Consider the following 15,084-nt stretch of genomic DNA (forward strand, 5'->3'; position numbering starts at 1 on the left):
TACTGCCTACGACCGCTATTCCGGCGGCGCTTCCACCTGATAGCCACGCTGCTGCAGCGCCTGCAGGTAGCCCTCGCCCAGCAGCAGGCTGACCGGCACGGTGGCGAAGGTGGCCGCATGCTTCTGCAGCGCGTTGTCCACGCCCTGCAGCCAGCGCTGGCGTACCTGCTCGGGCAGGTTGCTCCAGCCGCGACGGCGCACGAAATCCGACTCCTGCAGCACCTCGCGGCAGGTCTGCGCCATGGCCGAGCCGGACAGCCGCCGCAACGCTGCCACATCGCCCAGTGCCCAGGCATTGGCACGCTCACGCAGCACCGGCGCCTGGAATTCGACCGTATCGAGCGTGCGCTCGAAACACGCGCGGTCATCCACCTCGGTCACCTGCAGTTCCTTCAGCGTGGCCCGCGCATCGTCGATCTTCAGGGTGACCTTCAGTGCCTCCGGCTGCAGGTCGCGCGCCTTGTAGAGCCGCTGCAGCGCCTTGTCCACCTGCCGGCCATCGCGCAACCCATTACGCTTCAGGAACGCCTGGTACAGACGACCGGACGCCACCAGCGGGCGCTCCTTCTCGACGCCGCGATCGCTGCCCAGGTAGGTCTGCTTGAGCTGCAGCCAGCGCGCGTAGGTCGGTGGCGACAGGACCTGCTGCAGCGTGCGCCCCTGCGGATCGCGCGCGCTGCGGCGTGCCAGGGGCAGCAGGGTCAGGCCCTTCAGCAGCCCCACCTGCGCATCGACCTTGAAGCCCGGTTCGCCCAGCACGTGATCGACCCCGGCGATGGTGCGCTCGACTTCGTCCGGTCGCCATTCCACGCCCGCCGGCAAGGGCGAAACCGTGCCCAGTATCCACAGCACATGTCCCTGCGGCGCGGTCACTTTCCACAGTCCGGGGCCGGGCTGCTCGCCGGTCACCTGCACGGTGGCCATGTCCACCACGCCATCGGCCGGCAGCGGGCGCTGCTGCGCGCCCAACGGAGCCGTTGCCAGCAGCAGCACCGACAGCCCCAGAACCATCCTTCGCATGCGCCGTCGTGCCATGTCGCCCTTCCTGTGTGCGTTGGCGGACTGTAGCGGGGCGCGCACGGCGCTGCGTAAAAGCCGCGTTAGCCGCTGCCGACCAGGTCGATTCGGCTACAATCGGCGCGCGCTGCAGGCCCGGATGGCGAAACTGGTAGACGCATCGGACTTAAAATCCGCCGGGGGCAACCCCATGCCGGTTCGATTCCGGCTCCGGGCACCACCCAGGTCAACCAAGGATTCCCATGCACAGGATGTGCCTGCTGTTGTTGCTGGCGCTTGCTCCCAGCGCGCGCGCCGCCACGCCGGTCTACAGCGACCTGGGCGACTGGCAACTGACCTGCGACAACCGCAATGACTGCGTGGCCGTAGCCCGCGCGGTGGGCTATGCCGGCCATCTGCGCATCAGCCGCGCGGGCGGACTGCGCAGCGTGCCGCAGCTTGAACTGTTCGCGCCGGGCATTTCCGCGCCGCACTGGCAGGTCGATGGTGAGACCCCCGTCTTCGACGATCCCGGCCGTGTCCTGGCGCCAGGGCACCAGCAATGGACCGGCATGGCGGCGGTACGCGCTCGCCTGCAGAGCCTGCACGGCGGCCACGTATTGAATTACGGCGCGCAGGACAGCGAATCCATATCCCTGAGCGGGGTGGACGCGCTGCTGCAGGCCTTCGACCGCGCGCAGGGGCGCAGCGGCACCGACGATGGGCTGCTGCCCGGAAACGCTCCGGCGCAGGCACACCCGCGCGACGCCCTGCCCACTCTGTCGACGCCGGCGCTTGCCCAGCGGGTGATGTCGGCAACCGCGCGCGCGAACCTCATCGCCGCTCTGCGCAGGCTGCAGGCACCGGCATTGGCCCAGCTGCAGTGCGATGCGGACGATGACAGCCTGTCCCGCGCGCACGACGACGCTTGGGCGATCGACGCCACGCACGATCTGGTGTTCATCGGCTGCCAGGCCGGCATGTACAACGCCAACGTGGTGGCCTTCGTGGTCGCCGACGGTCAGTTGCCGCAAACGCGGCCACTGCGACTGGAGGTGGCCGACGCCCCGGCAGTGAGCGACGAAGCATCCGGCTTAGTGCTGCCGCGGCTGGGCTGGCCACGCTTCGATGCCGCCCATGGCCGCCTGGCCGAAACCACCCTGTTCCGCGGCGTCGCCGATTGCGGCCACGCGGCCAGCTGGCGCTGGGATGGCAGGCAGTTCCAGATCGAGACCCTGCAGCTGCAGCGCAACTGCATCGGCGGCGAGCCCGGTGACTGGCCGCTGCTGTGGCGCAGCGTGGGCGGCCCGACCAATGCGGCCCGCCAGTACGGCCCGCTGCGGGCCGAATGACGTAATCGCTCAGATCGCCCGCGAGTAACGCGGTTGCTGCTGCGCGCGCAGGTAGGGGTCGAAACACATCGCCAGCAACCGCAGCAGTGGCCGGCCCGACTCGGTGGCGCGCACCACGCCATCGCGGTACTCGGCCAGTCCGTCGCCCTGCAGCCGCTGCACGGCCTGCAGGTCCTCGGCGAAGTACTGCTCGAAATCCACAGCGTGGCGCTGCCCCAGCACTGCCCCATCCACTTCGCCCTGGCACATCAGCTGCTGGATCAGTTCGGCACGCAGCTGGTCATCGGCGCTTAGGGCCACGCCGCGCCAGACCGGCAGCTGGCCCTGGTCCACGGCCGCTTCCCACGCCGGCAGTTCGCGCGGGTTCTGGCTGTAGGTGGCGCCCACATGGCTGATCGCACTCACGCCCAGGCCCAGCAGATCGGTATCGGCATGGGTGGTGTAGCCCATGAAATTGCGGTGCAGCTGCCCGGCACGCTGGGCGCGCGACAGGTCTTCTTCGGGCAGGGCGAAGTGGTCCATGCCGATGTACTGGTAGCCGGCAGCGGACAAGCGCTCCACCGCCAGGCCCAGCAACGCCAGCTTGTCCTCCGGCGACGGCAACCGGCCCTCGTCGATCTGCCGCTGCGCGCGGAACAGATGCGGCAGATGCGCGTAGCCGTACACCGCCAGCCGATCCGGGCGCAGTGCCAGCACCAGTTCCAGCGTGCGCCCGAAGCCTTCCAGACTCTGCCCGGGCAGGCCGTAGATCAGGTCCACGTTCACCGAGCGCATGCCGTTGTCACGGCAGGCCCGCAGGATGTCCAGGGTCTGCCGCACGCCCTGCACGCGGTTGATCGACTCCTGCACCTGAGGGTCGAAATCCTGCACGCCCAGGCTGGCGCGGTTGAAGCCCAGCCGGGCCAGCAACGCCACGTCGCCCACATCGATGAAGCGCGGGTCCAGTTCGATGGAGAAATCGCGATGGGTCGATTCGCTGAAGTCGAAGCGTCTGCGCAGCCCTTCCACCAGCGTGGTCATGGCCTCGGCATCGAGGAAGTTCGGGGTGCCGCCGCCCAGGTGCAGCTGGATCACCTCGCGACCGTCGGCGAACTGCGGCGCCAGCAGGTCTGCCTCGGCCAGCACGCGCGCCACGTAGCTGTGGCCGCGGCTGCGGTCACGCGTGATGATCCGGTTGCAGCCGCAGTAGAAGCAGGGGCTGCTGCAGTACGGCACGTGCACGTACAGCGACAGCGCGCGCGCCAGCGGGTTGCTGTCGGCGATGGCCTGGCGCAGCGCGGACGCATCGAAGCCGTCGTGGAAGTGCGGCGCGGTGGGGTACGAGGTATAGCGCGGCCCGGGCCGGTCATGCCGGCGCAGCAGGTCGGGGTCGAAGGTCCAGGCCAGGCCGCCGGCGGCGGGAGAGAACGTGTCCATGGGCCCAGCATCGCCCTGCCCCGGGCGGCACGCCTTGACCCAGATCAATCGCGGCCGGGAACACTCAGGACCGGCAGGCCCACCTGCGGCCAGCGCAGCATCTGGTAGCGGCGCCAGAAGGTATCGGCGATGCGCGCGGCCACGTCGTCGGCCAGCGCCTGCATCGGCGGGTTCCCGCATTCGGCCGTGGTCTGCCGGAACAGCACCAGCCAGCGGTCGAACAGATCCTTGTCCAGGGCGATGGCCATGTGTTTGGACATCGGCGAGCCCTTGAAACGACGCGTGCCGCGCAGCATGGCCGACCAGAAATCGACCAGCTGTTCCAGGTGTGCCGGCCAATCGTGCACATGCCCGCCGAACACCGGGCCCAAGCGGTCTTCCTGGCGCACCCGCGCGTAGAAATCGTGGACGAGTCGGGTCACCTCGGCTTCGCTGCACAGCTCCAGCGACGCGGTGGGAATTTCAGGCGGGGACGTTGCGTTCATGCAGGGGCACCAGAAGCGTTGCAGCAGTGTGGTGCCAGCCTTCACCGCCACCGTTGATCCAGATCAATGTCGGCGCCGGGCACCGCGCATAGGCTGACGCGCTTGCAGGACCCACGCCCCGCGCATGCCGCGCCCGCCTCGGCGAAGTATACGCGGCGCCCACCACCCCGAGCCCGCACGCACATGAACACACCGCATTCCAGCCGCCGCCAGCGGTTGATCCAGCACTGGGGCGCGATCCTGTGGCCCAGCTTCGTCGCCGCCGGCCTGGCCAGCGTGATCTTCTTCGCCTTCGTCGACCCGCTGCGGCTGCAGGCCATCAGCTTTCCTGGCACGCCCATCAGCCGTGAACTGGGCTACAGCGTGGGCTTTTTCATGTTCTGGTCGGTCACCGCGCTGGCCAGTGCGGTGACCGGATACCTGCTGCGTCCCATGGCAGAGGACGACGACGAGCTGCCGCTGGGATGAGCGCGCCCGTCCGCTCCCGCCACTGGCACTGGCGCGGCCCCCTGCGGGTGGGCCTGCTGGCGCTGTTCTACGCCCTGCCGTGGCTGCAGTGGAATGGGCGCCAGGCGCTGCTGCTGGATCTGACCGCGCGCCGCTTCGACCTGTTCGGCTGGACCCTGTGGCCCGATGACGTCGGGGTGCTGCTGGGCCTGCTGGCGGTGGCGGCCGTCGCGTTGGCCCTGTTGACCCACTTGGCCGGGCGGGTCTGGTGTGGCCATGCCTGCCCGCAGACGCTGTGGTCGGCGGCCTTCGACACGCTGGCGCGGGCGGCCAGGCGCGCCCTGCCGGCGTCGCTTGCGGCTCCGGCCACGCAGACGGCGTGGCTGCTGTTGTCGCTGTGGACCGGGTTGACCTTCGTGGGTCTGTTCAGCCCGATCCGCGCGCTGCTGGCGGCCGCCCCGCAAGCCGGCTGGAGCGGCTGGGAGACGTTCTGGGTGCTGTTCTATGCGGCCGCCACCTGGGGCAACGCGGGCTTCCTGCGCGAACAGGTGTGTCGTTCGTTGTGCCCGTTCGCACGGATGCAGCCGCTGCTGACCGATCCCGATACCCCGCGCATGCTGTACGACGCGCCGCGCGGCGAACCCCGCGGCCTGCGTCCGGCCGGGCTGGGCGGTGTGCTGGAACGGGGTCGCGGCGTGTTGGATCCGACCACGGCACAGGACTACGTATTCCGCGCTGCGCATCCGCTGCTGGCCGGGCCGCTGCCGTCCTTCCCGGATGATCGCCTGGGCGACTGCCTGGATTGCGCGGCCTGCGTGGCCGCCTGCCCGATGCAACTGGACGTCCGCCACGGCCCCCAGGCCGACTGCCTGGCCTGTGGCGCCTGCCTGGATGCCTGTGCCGAGCAGCAGCAGAACGCGGGTTTCGGCGCCGCGCTGGTGCGCTACTGCAGCCCACAGACCATGGCAGGCCAGCCACGACGGTGGTGGCGACCACGCACGCTGGGGCTGCTGGCCATGCTGCTGGCGCTGTTGGGATGTGGTGCCTGGCGGTTGCTGTGAATCAGCGCGTGCGATCGGCGTCCGGCGGCACCAGCTGGGCGCGGCGCACGATGCCGAGCTGTTCGATGATCAGCGCCATTTCGTTGGTCACTTCGGTGCGGGCGGTGCCCTGCGGCACCAGCCGGTTGAGCACCTGCTGGTAGGTATCCCAGAACGCGGGGCCGCATCCGTGTCTGTGGTAGCTGGCTTCCAGTTCGCGGCGTACCCGTTCAGCCAAGCCATGCATGCCGTATTCCATACGACCTCCGTTGGACTTGTTCTGCATCAGTGACGGACGACCACTTGTGATCCTGCTGCTGCCACTCCCGGCCTTCACAACCGGTTGATGCCAATTAGTCACAATTTTCACGACAGGTCAATTACAAGCCGCACGTTTTTCGATTGAAATTATTAATGATTCATGCTGCGACGTGTGCGCGCCAACCGGTCCATAGGCGACAGATCGCCCGCGCGATGGGTCGGGCAGCCAATCAGAAGGCACGGTTCGATTGAATTTCCCTATTTTGTTAAGCGTACTTAGCGTTTTCTGCAGCCCGAGGTGATCGCGCCATACCCTGTCGCAAATCAGACGTTTTCGCCCTCAGGGCTCCGGTTGGCCGGGAACAGATGCGGGTAGCGCTGCTGCAGGATGTAGCGCCGCAGCGGCGGTATGGGGAAGTCCCGCGGCCATTGGGACACCGCAGAACGACTGACACCAAAGAATCGGGCCAGTTCTGCGTCGGTGCGGAACCCCAGCCGGTGGCGGACCTGTCGTTTGTTCCAGAAGTCGGGCATGCGCTGCTCCATTCATCAATCGGCCCGATGGTGCGCCAAGGATTCTTCGGCATCCACGCGTTAAGCTGGCTTGCATAGATGAATACTCTTGGACAACGACTCGCCGCCGCCATGAAGGACGCCGGGCACCCCCGCCCGGCCGACCTGGCCCGCGCCGCCGATACCACCACGGCCACGATCAGCAACTGGCTCAACGACCACGTCAAACCCGGCCACGTGAAGGCCGAGCAGCTGTTCCGCATTGCCGATGCGGTGAAGCTTGACCCACGCGAACTGCTGCTGGGCCCGGAAGGCCGCGGCGTGGGCGAGCACGGCACGGCGTACATGTACATGCCCAGCGAGGCCTATCTGGATGTCTGGCAGACGGCCTGCGAAATCGTCGCGCGCCTGCTGGAGCAGCGCGGCCTGACCGTTGATTACCGCCGCCGCGCCGCACTGGAACTGATGGCACACGATCTGCTGATGGAAGGCCTGCACCGCACGAAGGTGGCACGGGTGGTGATGACCTCGCTGCCCTGACGCCATCGGCACTGGTAGCATGCGTGTCGATGGGGATGGGGCTCCCCGACAACCGCCAGATGGCTGATGGCTCCTGCCGTACAACGAACCGGCGTTCGTTGATGGCAGGCCTGTGCCCGCCATCGCCCACGCCTCCGCACCGGTGCAGCACAGACGAGGCCTGCCATGCAGACAATGAACAATTATTTCCTGGTTTTCCTGGGCGGTGGCGCCGGCGCCTGCCTGCGCCATGCGTGCAACCTGCTGGGCGCACGGGTGGCGGCCAGCAGCGGCTGGCCCTGGTCCACGTTCCTGGTGAACCTGAGCGGCGCCGTGCTGATGGGCGTGGTGGTGGAGGCCTTCGCGCTGCGCCACGGGGCATCGCCGCAGCTGCGGCTGCTGCTGGCCACCGGCGTGCTGGGCGGGTATACGACGTTTTCGACCTATGCGCTGGAAATCGGCCTGCTGCTGCAGCGCGGACAGCACGGCCTGGCCGCCCTGTATGCGGGCGGCTCGGTGGCACTGGGCGTGGCCGGCCTGTTTGCCGGCATGAAACTGAGCCGGCTGCTGCTGGGCTGAGGCCTAGGCCGCGCGCGCCTGCCCGCGCCACTGCCGGGGCGACTGCCCGGTGTGTGCCTTGAAGGCGCGCGACAGGGCCGCCTCGCTGCCGTAGCCCACTTCGTCGGCAATGATCTTCAACGGCCGCCCCTGGCGCAGCGCCTGCTGCGCAAGGCCCACCCGCCAGCCCTGCAGGTAGTGGCCCGGCGTGGTGCCCATCGCCTCGCGGAAACTGGCCGCAAACACGCTGCGCGACATGCCGGCCACGTCAGCCAGGGTTTCCAGCGTCCAGGCCTGGGCCGGTGCCTCGTGCATCGCCACCAGCGCAAGCCGCAGCCGCGGGTGGCCGAGGCCGGCGAACAGGCCACCGCGCATCTCGCCGCCTTCCATCAGCTGGCGCAGCACCTGGATCATCACCACCTCGAACAAGCGGTTGACCATGGCCGTGCGGCCGCAGCGCTGCTCGAAGGCCTCCTCGAACAGCAGCTCCAGCGCGGTGCCACCGCCGTGCAGATCGGCCAGCGGCATGCACAGGAAGTCAGGCAGCGCGGCACTGATCGGGTTCAACCGCCCGCCCTCGAAGGACAGGTTGGCGCAGGCCATGTCCGCCCCCTGCTGCGGGTCGGTGTGGAAGCGATGCGGCATCGGTCGCGGGTACAGCAGCAGGCTGGGCGCGTCGATCTGCAGCGTCTGTTGGCCGTGGCTGACCCGCAGCGGCCCGCGCCGGACCAGATGCAGCTGGCCCGGCTCATCCTCGCCCTGCAGGCTGTTGATGCCGCACAGCGCGCCGGCGTGGAAGACCGAGGCGGTGACCGCGAAGCGGTCAAGCAGAATGGCAAGACGATCGACCATGGACAGACTCCGGATCAAGCATTGCGATGCTATATACGACAAATCGTATCGGAAACGGCCTGTTCGCGCTGGGCACTGGTTCGCGCGCAGGGGCGACGCTATACAGGCACCACCCCATCACGCACGGAGGCACCGATGTCGATCCGGACCCTGCTGGCCAGCCTGCCGTTGCTGCTGGCCTCGACGTTCAGCCAGGCCGCAGACCCGCCATCGATCACCCAGCTGCAGTGGTTGAGTGGCTGCTGGCAACTGCAGGGTGCGCCCAGCGGATCGGGCGAGCAGTGGTCAAGCCTGGCCGGCGGCACCCTGCTGGGCAGCAGCCGCACCCTGCGCGACGGGCAGACGGTGGGGTTTGAATTCATGCAGCTGCGTCAGCACGACAACGGGCGCCTGATCTTCACCGCCCTGCCCAACGGCCGCGATGCAACCGACTTCATCGCCACACGGGTGGACGCAGACAACGCGGTGTTCGAGAACCGCGACAATGATTTTCCGCAGCGCATCCACTACCGCCGCGTGGACGCGCAGCACCTGCTGGCACGCATCGACATCGCCCGTGACGAACCCGGCAGGGCCATCGACTTCCCGATGCAGCGCGTGGCCTGCGCCGACGGCGCGACCGCAGGCACCGCGCGCACTCTGGACGGCGTACTGCAGGGCGCCCCCTGGCGGCTGGACGTTCCCGCCGCATGGAACGGCGAACTGGTGATGCTCGCCCACGGCTATGAGCCCAAGGGGGTGCCGCGGCCAACACCGATGCCCGCCAATGACGCCACGGCGGCTCTGACCGGCGCGGGGTTTGCCGTGGCGCAGAGTGCCTACGCCTCGCAGGGCTGGGCCGTTGCCGATGCGATTGCCGACACCGAACGTCTGCGCCGCCAAGTGCTGGCGCAGTTGCCGGGGCTGCGGCACACCTGGCTGCTGGGCTTTTCCATGGGCGGCGCGGTGACCTTGGCCACCCTTGAACGCACGCCGCAGGGCTACGATGGCGGCGTGGCGCTGTGCGGCGCCAACCTGCCCGGCGAGGTACTGGCCAACGATCTGCTGACCACCCTCGTCGCGTTCGACTATTTCTTCGGCCAAGCCGAGGGCCTGCCGCGTGGCGGATTGCTGGCTGCCGAAACCGCCGCCCTGCCGCAGGCGACGCTGTACCAGGGCATCGCCACCGCGTTGCAGGGCGATGCGGACGCCGCCGCGTTGTTGGCCACACGCCTGCAGGTGCAGCCCGATGCGCTGGCGGGCACGATCAGCCTGCATGCGCTGGTGCTGCACGAGCTGATCGAACGTGCCGGCGGCATGCCGGTGGGCAACGTCGCGGTGCGCTACAGCGGCTTCGGCGATGACGCCGCATTCAATGCCGGCGTCGCACGCGTGCGTGCCGCGCCTGCCGCACAGCGCTACGTGCGCGGACCGCTGGCCCTGACCGGCGCGCTGCAACGACCGGTGGCACTGCAGTTCAACGTGGGCGACCCGACCATCGTGCCGCGCATGCAGGCGGTGTATCCGCAGTTGGCAACGCGCGCCGGGGCGACTGCGCGACTGCGGCAGTTGCCAGCAGCAGGGGAAGGCCACTGCGGCTTCAGCGATGCACAGGTACTGCAGGCCCTGCAGACGGTGCGCGCCGTGGTCGTCCCCGCCGCCCTGCACGGCGAAGGCGCCGCGCTACGATAGAGCGTTTCCTCATGCTGCTGCAGCGATGGCCTTTTTCGAACGACTGAGCGATACCCGCTACCTGCCCACCGCCCACACCAGCGGCGCGTGGAACATCCACGAGCAGCACATCGCACCGGCGATCGGCCTGCTGGCCCACCACATCGAGCGCGATGCCGCCGCGCGCGGACATGGCTTCGTGATCGGGCGCCTGTCCTACGACATCCTGGGCACGATTCCGATCGACGCGATGGACGCGCGCGTGGAAGTCCTGCGTGGCGGTCGCAGCATCGAACTGGTGGAAGCCACGCTGCTGCACGACGGTCGGGCCGCACTGCGCGCGCGCGCCTGGCTGCTGCGCCCGAACGCGATCGGCGCCATCGCCGGAACCCCGATTACGCCCCTGCCCTCGGCCGAGACCATGCCGGCGTGGGATCCGGCCAGCGTGTGGCCGGGCGGTTTCATCCAGAACGTGCAGGTCCGCCGCCTGGACCACGGGCCCGGCCGCGCGCAGTACTGGGCACGGGCACTACAGCCGCTGCTGGCCGACGAGCCGGTGAGTGCGCTGGCGCGCGCGGCCACCCTGTTCGATCTGTCCAACGGCATGGCCGTGCGCGCCGACCCGAATGACATTGCCTTCCCCAACCTGGACCTGACCGCGCATCTGTTCGCGCTGCCGCAGGGCGAGTGGCTGGGCTTCGATACGTCGGTATCGTTCGGACCACAGGGCATCGGTTTGACCAGTACCGTGCTGCACGACATGCACGGCCCGATCGGCAGCATCGGCCAGGTGCTGACCGTGCGGCCGTGATTCCCGCAGTACTCAGCCGCCCAGCGTCCCCATGGTGAAGATGTAGCCGGACCGCATCAGGAAATCGCGCATGCGCAGTTCAGCGGTGCGCGGCGATGCCAGGTCTGCCGGCGCGTACAGCGCATAGACGGTGCCGTGGCCTTCGTTGCGTTCGCGCCGCACCCCGCAGTGGCGGGTTCCCGCGGCCGTCACCCAGCCATCCTTCAACTGGTCGGGCCCGATCGACTGCCCGTTCTTCAGCCGGAACGTGAGCCAGCGGACATCGGCAATCGGCTGTTTCATGCGCAGTCCCCCGCGCGGTGCCCTTCGGTGTTCATGTGCTTGCCTGCCATCGCCGCTCCTGACTACCTGGACCCCGACCATAGCGCCTTGGCATGTCTTGGCGGTTTGAGACTGGGCCGGCGCCCGCGGGCTCAGCGGGCGGCGCTGGTGGGCTGGCTGTACTTGTCGTGGACTTCCTTTTCGCGGTCGCGGCGCGCGGCCGAACAGCGGTCACGTGCGGCCGACATCTGCCCATCGGCGGCACTGCGTTCGGCGCTGAGCGACTGCTGCAGGCTGGAGATCTGCGCGCGGATGCCGGCATCGGCGGTGGCACCGGCCAGGCTGTCGCTGGTGGCGGCCAATTGGCGATTCAGATCGGCGACCTGGCGGCTGACCGCCTGCGAGCGTGCGTCCAACGGACCGTAGACGCGTGACTGCTCGCTCTGCAGGCAGTTGCGCTCTGCAATCCCGGCATCCGTCAACTCCGTGGTGCGATACACCGCCGAACGATTGGCCGCTTCACCGGCGGTTTCAGTCGCCGCGCGGTTCGAACGCAGCTTCACCGGTTCGGCGCCCTTGCCGCAGGGGTCCTGCGAATAGACCGTTTCGCCGGACGCGCCCTTGCACTTGTACACCTGCGCCGACGCCCATGGTGCGGCCGCCAGCAGTGCAATACCCAGGACGACCTTCAACATCGCGTGCATGGCAGACCTCCTGTCCACGGGCCGCGTGGCCCAACGACGCTACGCTACGCCGGCGGCGGGCCGGCGGCAAATGTGAACGATGCAGCCCGATCACACCGTTGCGGCGTGCGCCACGACGTTGCGCTGGAACAGACCATCGGCCAGCGCCTGGATCTGCGCGCGCAGCGCCAGCCACTGCAGCCACTGCGGCGGAATGCCGGCCATGCCGTGGAAGGCACCGGCCAGCTGCCCGGCCACTGCAGCGGTGGTGTCGGCGTCGTCACCCAGATTGGCGGCTTCCAGCACCACCGCAGCGAAATCATCGTGCTGCGCGAAGCACCACAACGCCGCTTCCAGACTGTCCACCACGTAACCGCTGCCACGGATCTGCCCGCGACTGCGCGGGCGGTAGCCACCGGCGGCGATGTCACGCAGGCGCTCGCTCTCCACGGCCACGTCGCGCAGATCCAGCACCTGCGCCTTGCTGGCACCGGCCAGTGCCCGCTGCAGCGCGACCGCGAACAGGCGGCACGCATCCAGGCATTCGCGCGCAGCGTGGGTGGTGCGCGAGCTCAGTTCGGCCATGGCCGGCAGTTCCGGCAGACCGGCGTAGCGCAGCACCACCGGTGCCAGGCGCATGATCGAACCATTGCCGGCACTGCGCGGATCGTCGTTGCCGGCCAGCGGTTGACCGGTCAGCAGGAACTGATCGAGCGCCGAACGCGTGGCCATGCCGATATCGAAGCATTCGCCGGTGGCGCTCCAGTAGCCGTGCCGATACCAGTTCGCATAGCGGTTCATCTGGTCGCGTGCATCGAAGTCATCACAGCGCAGCAGGCTTTCGGCCAGGCACATGGCCATGGACGTGTCGTCGGTCCATTGCCCGCGCTGCAGATTGAACGGACCGCCGCCCACCATGTCGGTGAGGGGCGTGAAGCTGCCGCGCGGCTTGAATTCCACGGTGGTGCCAACGGCATCACCGCAGGCAAGGCCCAGCAGCGCGCCGCGGAAGTTGTCGATCGGATTCATCGGTTCAGTGTACGCCGCGGTGGTGCGGCGGCACTGAGCGCTACAACACACTGCTGCGAGCGGCGAACACGCGCGACGCAAAAAAAAAGCCCGGACCGGAGTCAGGGCTTTTCATCTGGAGGCCTCAAGCGGAATCGAACCGCTGTAAACGGATTTGCAATCCGGTGCATAGCCACTCTGCCATGAGGCCAACGTACCGCTACCAGGGGGTGGCCCTGATATGACAAAACCCCGTGATGGGGCTCTGTCGGAACATGGAGCGGGAAACGAGACTCGAACTCGCGACCTCAACCTTGGCAAGGTTGCGCTCTACCAACTGAGCTATTCCCGCGTAAGCCGTGATGATACCGGAAGACCGGGAACCACACCAGCGATTTGACGCTTGTTTTCACTTTTCTGACTGCGCGAAAAGCCTTGCGGCCCAACGTGCCCCGCCCTGCCAGGGTGGGAGAAAAACAAGGCCCCTTGTGGGGGCCTCATCGAATCTGGAGCGGGAAACGAGACTCGAACTCGCGACCTCAACCTTGGCAAGGTTGCGCTCTACCAACTGAGCTATTCCCGCAGATTCCGTTCGACCTGCGTCGAAGGAGCGCTATTGTGTCCAAATTCCTTCACGCCGTCAACAGTCTTCACGCACGCATGTTCACACGTCCCGTCCTGTTCACCACACTGCTGGCCAGCCTGCTCTGGCTGGTCCTGCTGGCCCTGCTGATCTCGGCCGGCTACACGCCCGACTACTGGCAACTGCGCCATCTGGAAGATGGTGCGACCCTGCCCTACCCCGCCACTGCGGTGGCGTGGTTCGCATTGTCCGGTGCGGGGGTATTGGCGCTGCTTGTCGTGATCGCCCGCCCCTGGCTGTTTCGTGGCCTGTGGTGGCGGTTGCTGATCGCACTGCTGCCGGTGCTGGCGTGGTCGCTGTTGTGGGCGGCCGGGGCCATGCATCAGCCACCAGTACAAGGCGCGCACCTGCTGTGGTTGCTGGTGCTGGATCTGGCGTTGCTGCTGGCGCTGCTGGGCATCTGCGTGGTCACGCTGTGCAGGGCCGTTGGCAGACGCCGGGCGCAAACGAAAAACGCCCCCGTCAGGGAGCGTTCTTCTTGAATCTGGAGCGGGAAACGAGACTCGAACTCGCGACCTCAACCTTGGCAAGGTTGCGCTCTACCAACTGAGCTATTCCCGCTTGGGAGGCGAAATAATACTGGTTCTGCGCAGGACGTCAAGCGTTTTTCTGCATCTGGCACGCAAACATCGGCAGCGCTGTCGCATACGAAAAACGCCCCCTGTCGGGAGCGTCTTTCTTGAATCTGGAGCGGGAAACGAGACTCGAACTCGCGACCTCAACCTTGGCAAGGTTGCGCTCTACCAACTGAGCTATTCCCGCTTGGGAGGCGAAATTCTACCGGTTCTGTGAATGGCGTCAAGCGATTTTTTCGGGTGGATTTCAGCGCGATTCGGCATCGCGTATCCACGCCATGCGTGGATGGAGGCACGCCTGGGGTCAACAGATCCACGCCATGCGTGGATGGCTGCAACCGTGGGGTCAGAGCCCTTTCCTGCGGAAAGGGATCCGACCCCGGGGCTCAGTTACCCAGCTTCTTCTGCCGCGAGCGCTCGCGTGCGGCGCGCTCGTCTTCGCGCAGGCTGGGCCATGCGGCGTGCAGGTACTGCAGGCCCGACCACAGGGTCAGCACGGCGGCGATGGCCAGGGTCCAATCACCGATATGGAATACCGGCGGCCCCATCCAGATATCTTCCACCGGCACGTTCGGCGCCACCGAGTACAGCAGGCACAGCAGCGCAACCATCTGCGCGGTGGTCTTGACCTTGCCGATCATCGCCACCCGCACTTTGGCGCGCTGCCCCAGTTCGGCCATCCACTCGCGCAGTGCCGACACCGCGATCTCGCGGCCGACGATCACCGCCGCCCAGAATGCCATCCACGGCGTGGGGTGGCCCTGCACGATCAGGAACAGCGCCACGGCCACCATCAGCTTGTCCGCCACCGGATCGAGGAAGGCGCCGAACGCCGATTCCAGGCCATAACGGCGCGCAATCCAGCCGTCCAGCCAGTCGGTGATCGCGGCCAGGCCGAAGATCGCCGCGGACGCAAAGTTGGTCCAGGTGTAGGGCAGGTAGAACACCAGCACCAGCACCGGGATCATCACGATCCGCAACAACGTCAGCCAGGTGGGCAGGGTCAACTTCATG

General features: G+C 67.6%; 18 protein-coding genes, 6 tRNA genes, 1 pseudogene and 1 riboswitch. Of the genes and pseudogenes, 10 read left to right on the top strand and 15 right to left on the bottom strand.

What is annotated here, in order from left to right:
* Positions 1 to 15 precede the first annotated feature (15 nt).
* Complete coding sequence (locus G4G00_RS04865) at positions 16 to 1,020, bottom strand: TraB/GumN family protein (RefSeq protein ID WP_164271617.1); 1,005 nt, start codon at positions 1,018 to 1,020, stop codon at positions 16 to 18.
* 130 nt (positions 1,021 to 1,150) lie between these two features.
* On the opposite strand from G4G00_RS04865, the gene G4G00_RS04870 reads away from it, so the two are divergent.
* Positions 1,151 to 1,237 (top strand) — tRNA-Leu (locus tag G4G00_RS04870).
* A gap of 22 nt (positions 1,238 to 1,259) precedes the next feature.
* Positions 1,260 to 2,348: a DUF1176 domain-containing protein gene (locus tag G4G00_RS04875; RefSeq protein WP_164271620.1), complete on the top strand. Its 1,089-nt coding sequence runs from the start codon at positions 1,260 to 1,262 to the stop codon at positions 2,346 to 2,348.
* Between the two features lie 9 nt (positions 2,349 to 2,357).
* On the opposite strand, the gene hemN is transcribed toward G4G00_RS04875, so the two are convergent.
* Complete coding sequence (hemN, locus tag G4G00_RS04880) at positions 2,358 to 3,764, bottom strand: oxygen-independent coproporphyrinogen III oxidase (protein WP_108752716.1); 1,407 nt, start codon at positions 3,762 to 3,764, stop codon at positions 2,358 to 2,360.
* Positions 3,765 to 3,808: 44 nt separating this feature from the next.
* Positions 3,809 to 4,249 carry a group III truncated hemoglobin gene (locus G4G00_RS04885; protein ID WP_108754770.1) on the bottom strand — a complete coding sequence of 147 codons (441 nt, stop codon included), beginning with the start codon at positions 4,247 to 4,249 and terminating at the stop codon, positions 3,809 to 3,811.
* A 183-nt stretch (positions 4,250 to 4,432) separates the two neighbouring features.
* Between G4G00_RS04885 and G4G00_RS04890 the strand changes: the two genes are divergently transcribed.
* Both G4G00_RS04890 and G4G00_RS04895 read left to right on the top strand, forming a co-directional pair.
* Complete coding sequence (locus G4G00_RS04890) at positions 4,433 to 4,717, top strand: hypothetical protein (RefSeq protein ID WP_108752715.1); 285 nt, start codon at positions 4,433 to 4,435, stop codon at positions 4,715 to 4,717.
* Positions 4,714 to 5,757 (top strand): 4Fe-4S dicluster domain-containing protein, encoded by a 1,044-nt coding sequence (locus tag G4G00_RS04895; protein WP_164271623.1) that lies wholly within the window; start codon positions 4,714 to 4,716, stop codon positions 5,755 to 5,757. Before G4G00_RS04890 ends, G4G00_RS04895 begins: the two co-directional genes overlap by 4 nt.
* Position 5,758: 1 nt before the next feature.
* Here G4G00_RS04895 and G4G00_RS04900 read toward each other — a convergent pair whose 3' ends face one another.
* Complete coding sequence (locus tag G4G00_RS04900) at positions 5,759 to 5,995, bottom strand: hypothetical protein (RefSeq protein WP_108749200.1); 237 nt, start codon at positions 5,993 to 5,995, stop codon at positions 5,759 to 5,761.
* A gap of 326 nt (positions 5,996 to 6,321) precedes the next feature.
* Complete coding sequence (locus G4G00_RS04905; RefSeq protein WP_108754769.1) at positions 6,322 to 6,531, bottom strand: hypothetical protein; 210 nt, start codon at positions 6,529 to 6,531, stop codon at positions 6,322 to 6,324.
* A 78-nt stretch (positions 6,532 to 6,609) separates the two neighbouring features.
* Between G4G00_RS04905 and G4G00_RS04910 the strand changes: the two genes are divergently transcribed.
* Positions 6,610 to 7,050 (top strand): helix-turn-helix domain-containing protein, encoded by a 441-nt coding sequence (locus tag G4G00_RS04910; RefSeq protein ID WP_233614986.1) that lies wholly within the window; start codon positions 6,610 to 6,612, stop codon positions 7,048 to 7,050.
* Positions 7,051 to 7,072: 22 nt separating this feature from the next.
* Positions 7,073 to 7,133, top strand: a riboswitch (Fluoride riboswitch).
* An 82-nt stretch (positions 7,134 to 7,215) separates the two neighbouring features.
* Positions 7,216 to 7,608: a fluoride efflux transporter CrcB gene (crcB, locus tag G4G00_RS04915; RefSeq protein ID WP_108752712.1), complete on the top strand. Its 393-nt coding sequence runs from the start codon at positions 7,216 to 7,218 to the stop codon at positions 7,606 to 7,608.
* 3 nt (positions 7,609 to 7,611) lie between these two features.
* Here the strand turns inward: crcB and G4G00_RS04920 are convergent, their stop codons facing one another.
* Positions 7,612 to 8,439, bottom strand: coding sequence for an AraC family transcriptional regulator (locus tag G4G00_RS04920; protein ID WP_164271626.1), 828 nt, complete (start codon positions 8,437 to 8,439; stop codon positions 7,612 to 7,614).
* Positions 8,440 to 8,574: 135 nt separating this feature from the next.
* Between G4G00_RS04920 and G4G00_RS04925 the strand changes: the two are divergent.
* The 3 genes and pseudogenes from G4G00_RS04925 to G4G00_RS04935 form a co-directional block, all read left to right on the top strand.
* Positions 8,575 to 8,976: pseudogene (locus tag G4G00_RS04925) on the top strand (DUF6265 family protein); the annotation flags it as partial.
* A 51-nt stretch (positions 8,977 to 9,027) separates the two neighbouring features.
* On the top strand, positions 9,028 to 10,110 hold the full coding sequence (locus tag G4G00_RS04930) for a lysophospholipase (protein ID WP_240336087.1): 1,083 nt from the start codon (positions 9,028 to 9,030) through the stop codon (positions 10,108 to 10,110).
* 25 nt (positions 10,111 to 10,135) lie between these two features.
* Positions 10,136 to 10,900, top strand: a complete 765-nt coding sequence (locus G4G00_RS04935; protein WP_164271629.1) for a thioesterase family protein — start codon at positions 10,136 to 10,138, stop codon at positions 10,898 to 10,900.
* 12 nt (positions 10,901 to 10,912) lie between these two features.
* Here G4G00_RS04935 and G4G00_RS04940 read toward each other — a convergent pair whose 3' ends face one another.
* The 6 genes from G4G00_RS04940 to G4G00_RS04965 form a co-directional block, all read right to left on the bottom strand.
* Positions 10,913 to 11,182 (bottom strand): hypothetical protein, encoded by a 270-nt coding sequence (locus G4G00_RS04940; RefSeq protein ID WP_108749195.1) that lies wholly within the window; start codon positions 11,180 to 11,182, stop codon positions 10,913 to 10,915.
* Positions 11,183 to 11,313: 131 nt separating this feature from the next.
* Positions 11,314 to 11,865: a DUF4124 domain-containing protein gene (locus tag G4G00_RS04945; protein WP_240336085.1), complete on the bottom strand. Its 552-nt coding sequence runs from the start codon at positions 11,863 to 11,865 to the stop codon at positions 11,314 to 11,316.
* 90 nt (positions 11,866 to 11,955) lie between these two features.
* The gene (locus tag G4G00_RS04950) at positions 11,956 to 12,873 is read right to left on the bottom strand and encodes an ADP-ribosylglycohydrolase family protein (protein WP_164271632.1); all 918 of its coding nucleotides are present in this window, start codon (positions 12,871 to 12,873) and stop codon (positions 11,956 to 11,958) included.
* A gap of 116 nt (positions 12,874 to 12,989) precedes the next feature.
* Positions 12,990 to 13,063 (bottom strand) — tRNA-Cys (locus G4G00_RS04955).
* A 65-nt stretch (positions 13,064 to 13,128) separates the two neighbouring features.
* Positions 13,129 to 13,204, bottom strand: a tRNA-Gly gene (locus tag G4G00_RS04960).
* A 155-nt stretch (positions 13,205 to 13,359) separates the two neighbouring features.
* A tRNA-Gly gene (locus G4G00_RS04965) sits at positions 13,360 to 13,435 on the bottom strand.
* A 35-nt stretch (positions 13,436 to 13,470) separates the two neighbouring features.
* Here G4G00_RS04965 and G4G00_RS04970 point away from each other — a divergent pair.
* Complete coding sequence (locus G4G00_RS04970) at positions 13,471 to 13,977, top strand: hypothetical protein (protein ID WP_164271635.1); 507 nt, start codon at positions 13,471 to 13,473, stop codon at positions 13,975 to 13,977.
* Positions 13,978 to 13,980: 3 nt separating this feature from the next.
* On the opposite strand, the gene G4G00_RS04975 is transcribed toward G4G00_RS04970, so the two are convergent.
* From G4G00_RS04975 to pgsA, 3 genes are all read right to left on the bottom strand, one after another.
* Positions 13,981 to 14,056: transfer RNA gene (locus G4G00_RS04975), tRNA-Gly, on the bottom strand.
* A gap of 125 nt (positions 14,057 to 14,181) precedes the next feature.
* Positions 14,182 to 14,257, bottom strand: a tRNA-Gly gene (locus G4G00_RS04980).
* Between the two features lie 199 nt (positions 14,258 to 14,456).
* Complete coding sequence (gene pgsA, locus G4G00_RS04985) at positions 14,457 to 15,083, bottom strand: CDP-diacylglycerol--glycerol-3-phosphate 3-phosphatidyltransferase (RefSeq protein ID WP_108752707.1); 627 nt, start codon at positions 15,081 to 15,083, stop codon at positions 14,457 to 14,459.
* Position 15,084 lies beyond the last annotated feature (1 nt).

The sequence above is a fragment of the Stenotrophomonas sp. B1-1 genome, from assembly GCF_010894375.1.
Classification (GTDB): Bacteria; Pseudomonadota; Gammaproteobacteria; order Xanthomonadales; family Xanthomonadaceae; genus Stenotrophomonas.

What these genes read in the sequence shown, in the direction of transcription:
- G4G00_RS04865 (WP_164271617.1), bottom strand. Translation starts at nt 1,020, where the DNA reads ATGCGAAGGATGGTTCTGGGGCTGTCGGTGCTGCTGCTGGCAACGGCT.
- G4G00_RS04875 (WP_164271620.1), top strand. Translation starts at nt 1,260, where the DNA reads ATGCACAGGATGTGCCTGCTGTTGTTGCTGGCGCTTGCTCCCAGCGCG.
- hemN (WP_108752716.1), bottom strand. Translation starts at nt 3,764, where the DNA reads ATGGACACGTTCTCTCCCGCCGCCGGCGGCCTGGCCTGGACCTTCGAC.
- G4G00_RS04885 (WP_108754770.1), bottom strand. Translation starts at nt 4,249, where the DNA reads ATGAACGCAACGTCCCCGCCTGAAATTCCCACCGCGTCGCTGGAGCTG.
- G4G00_RS04890 (WP_108752715.1), top strand. Translation starts at nt 4,433, where the DNA reads ATGAACACACCGCATTCCAGCCGCCGCCAGCGGTTGATCCAGCACTGG.
- G4G00_RS04895 (WP_164271623.1), top strand. Translation starts at nt 4,714, where the DNA reads ATGAGCGCGCCCGTCCGCTCCCGCCACTGGCACTGGCGCGGCCCCCTG.
- G4G00_RS04900 (WP_108749200.1), bottom strand. Translation starts at nt 5,995, where the DNA reads ATGGAATACGGCATGCATGGCTTGGCTGAACGGGTACGCCGCGAACTG.
- G4G00_RS04905 (WP_108754769.1), bottom strand. Translation starts at nt 6,531, where the DNA reads ATGCCCGACTTCTGGAACAAACGACAGGTCCGCCACCGGCTGGGGTTC.
- G4G00_RS04910 (WP_233614986.1), top strand. Translation starts at nt 6,610, where the DNA reads ATGAATACTCTTGGACAACGACTCGCCGCCGCCATGAAGGACGCCGGG.
- crcB (WP_108752712.1), top strand. Translation starts at nt 7,216, where the DNA reads ATGCAGACAATGAACAATTATTTCCTGGTTTTCCTGGGCGGTGGCGCC.
- G4G00_RS04920 (WP_164271626.1), bottom strand. Translation starts at nt 8,439, where the DNA reads ATGGTCGATCGTCTTGCCATTCTGCTTGACCGCTTCGCGGTCACCGCC.
- G4G00_RS04930 (WP_240336087.1), top strand. Translation starts at nt 9,028, where the DNA reads ATGCAGCGCGTGGCCTGCGCCGACGGCGCGACCGCAGGCACCGCGCGC.
- G4G00_RS04935 (WP_164271629.1), top strand. Translation starts at nt 10,136, where the DNA reads ATGGCCTTTTTCGAACGACTGAGCGATACCCGCTACCTGCCCACCGCC.
- G4G00_RS04940 (WP_108749195.1), bottom strand. Translation starts at nt 11,182, where the DNA reads ATGAAACAGCCGATTGCCGATGTCCGCTGGCTCACGTTCCGGCTGAAG.
- G4G00_RS04945 (WP_240336085.1), bottom strand. Translation starts at nt 11,865, where the DNA reads ATGCACGCGATGTTGAAGGTCGTCCTGGGTATTGCACTGCTGGCGGCC.
- G4G00_RS04950 (WP_164271632.1), bottom strand. Translation starts at nt 12,873, where the DNA reads ATGAATCCGATCGACAACTTCCGCGGCGCGCTGCTGGGCCTTGCCTGC.
- pgsA (WP_108752707.1), bottom strand. Translation starts at nt 15,083, where the DNA reads ATGAAGTTGACCCTGCCCACCTGGCTGACGTTGTTGCGGATCGTGATG.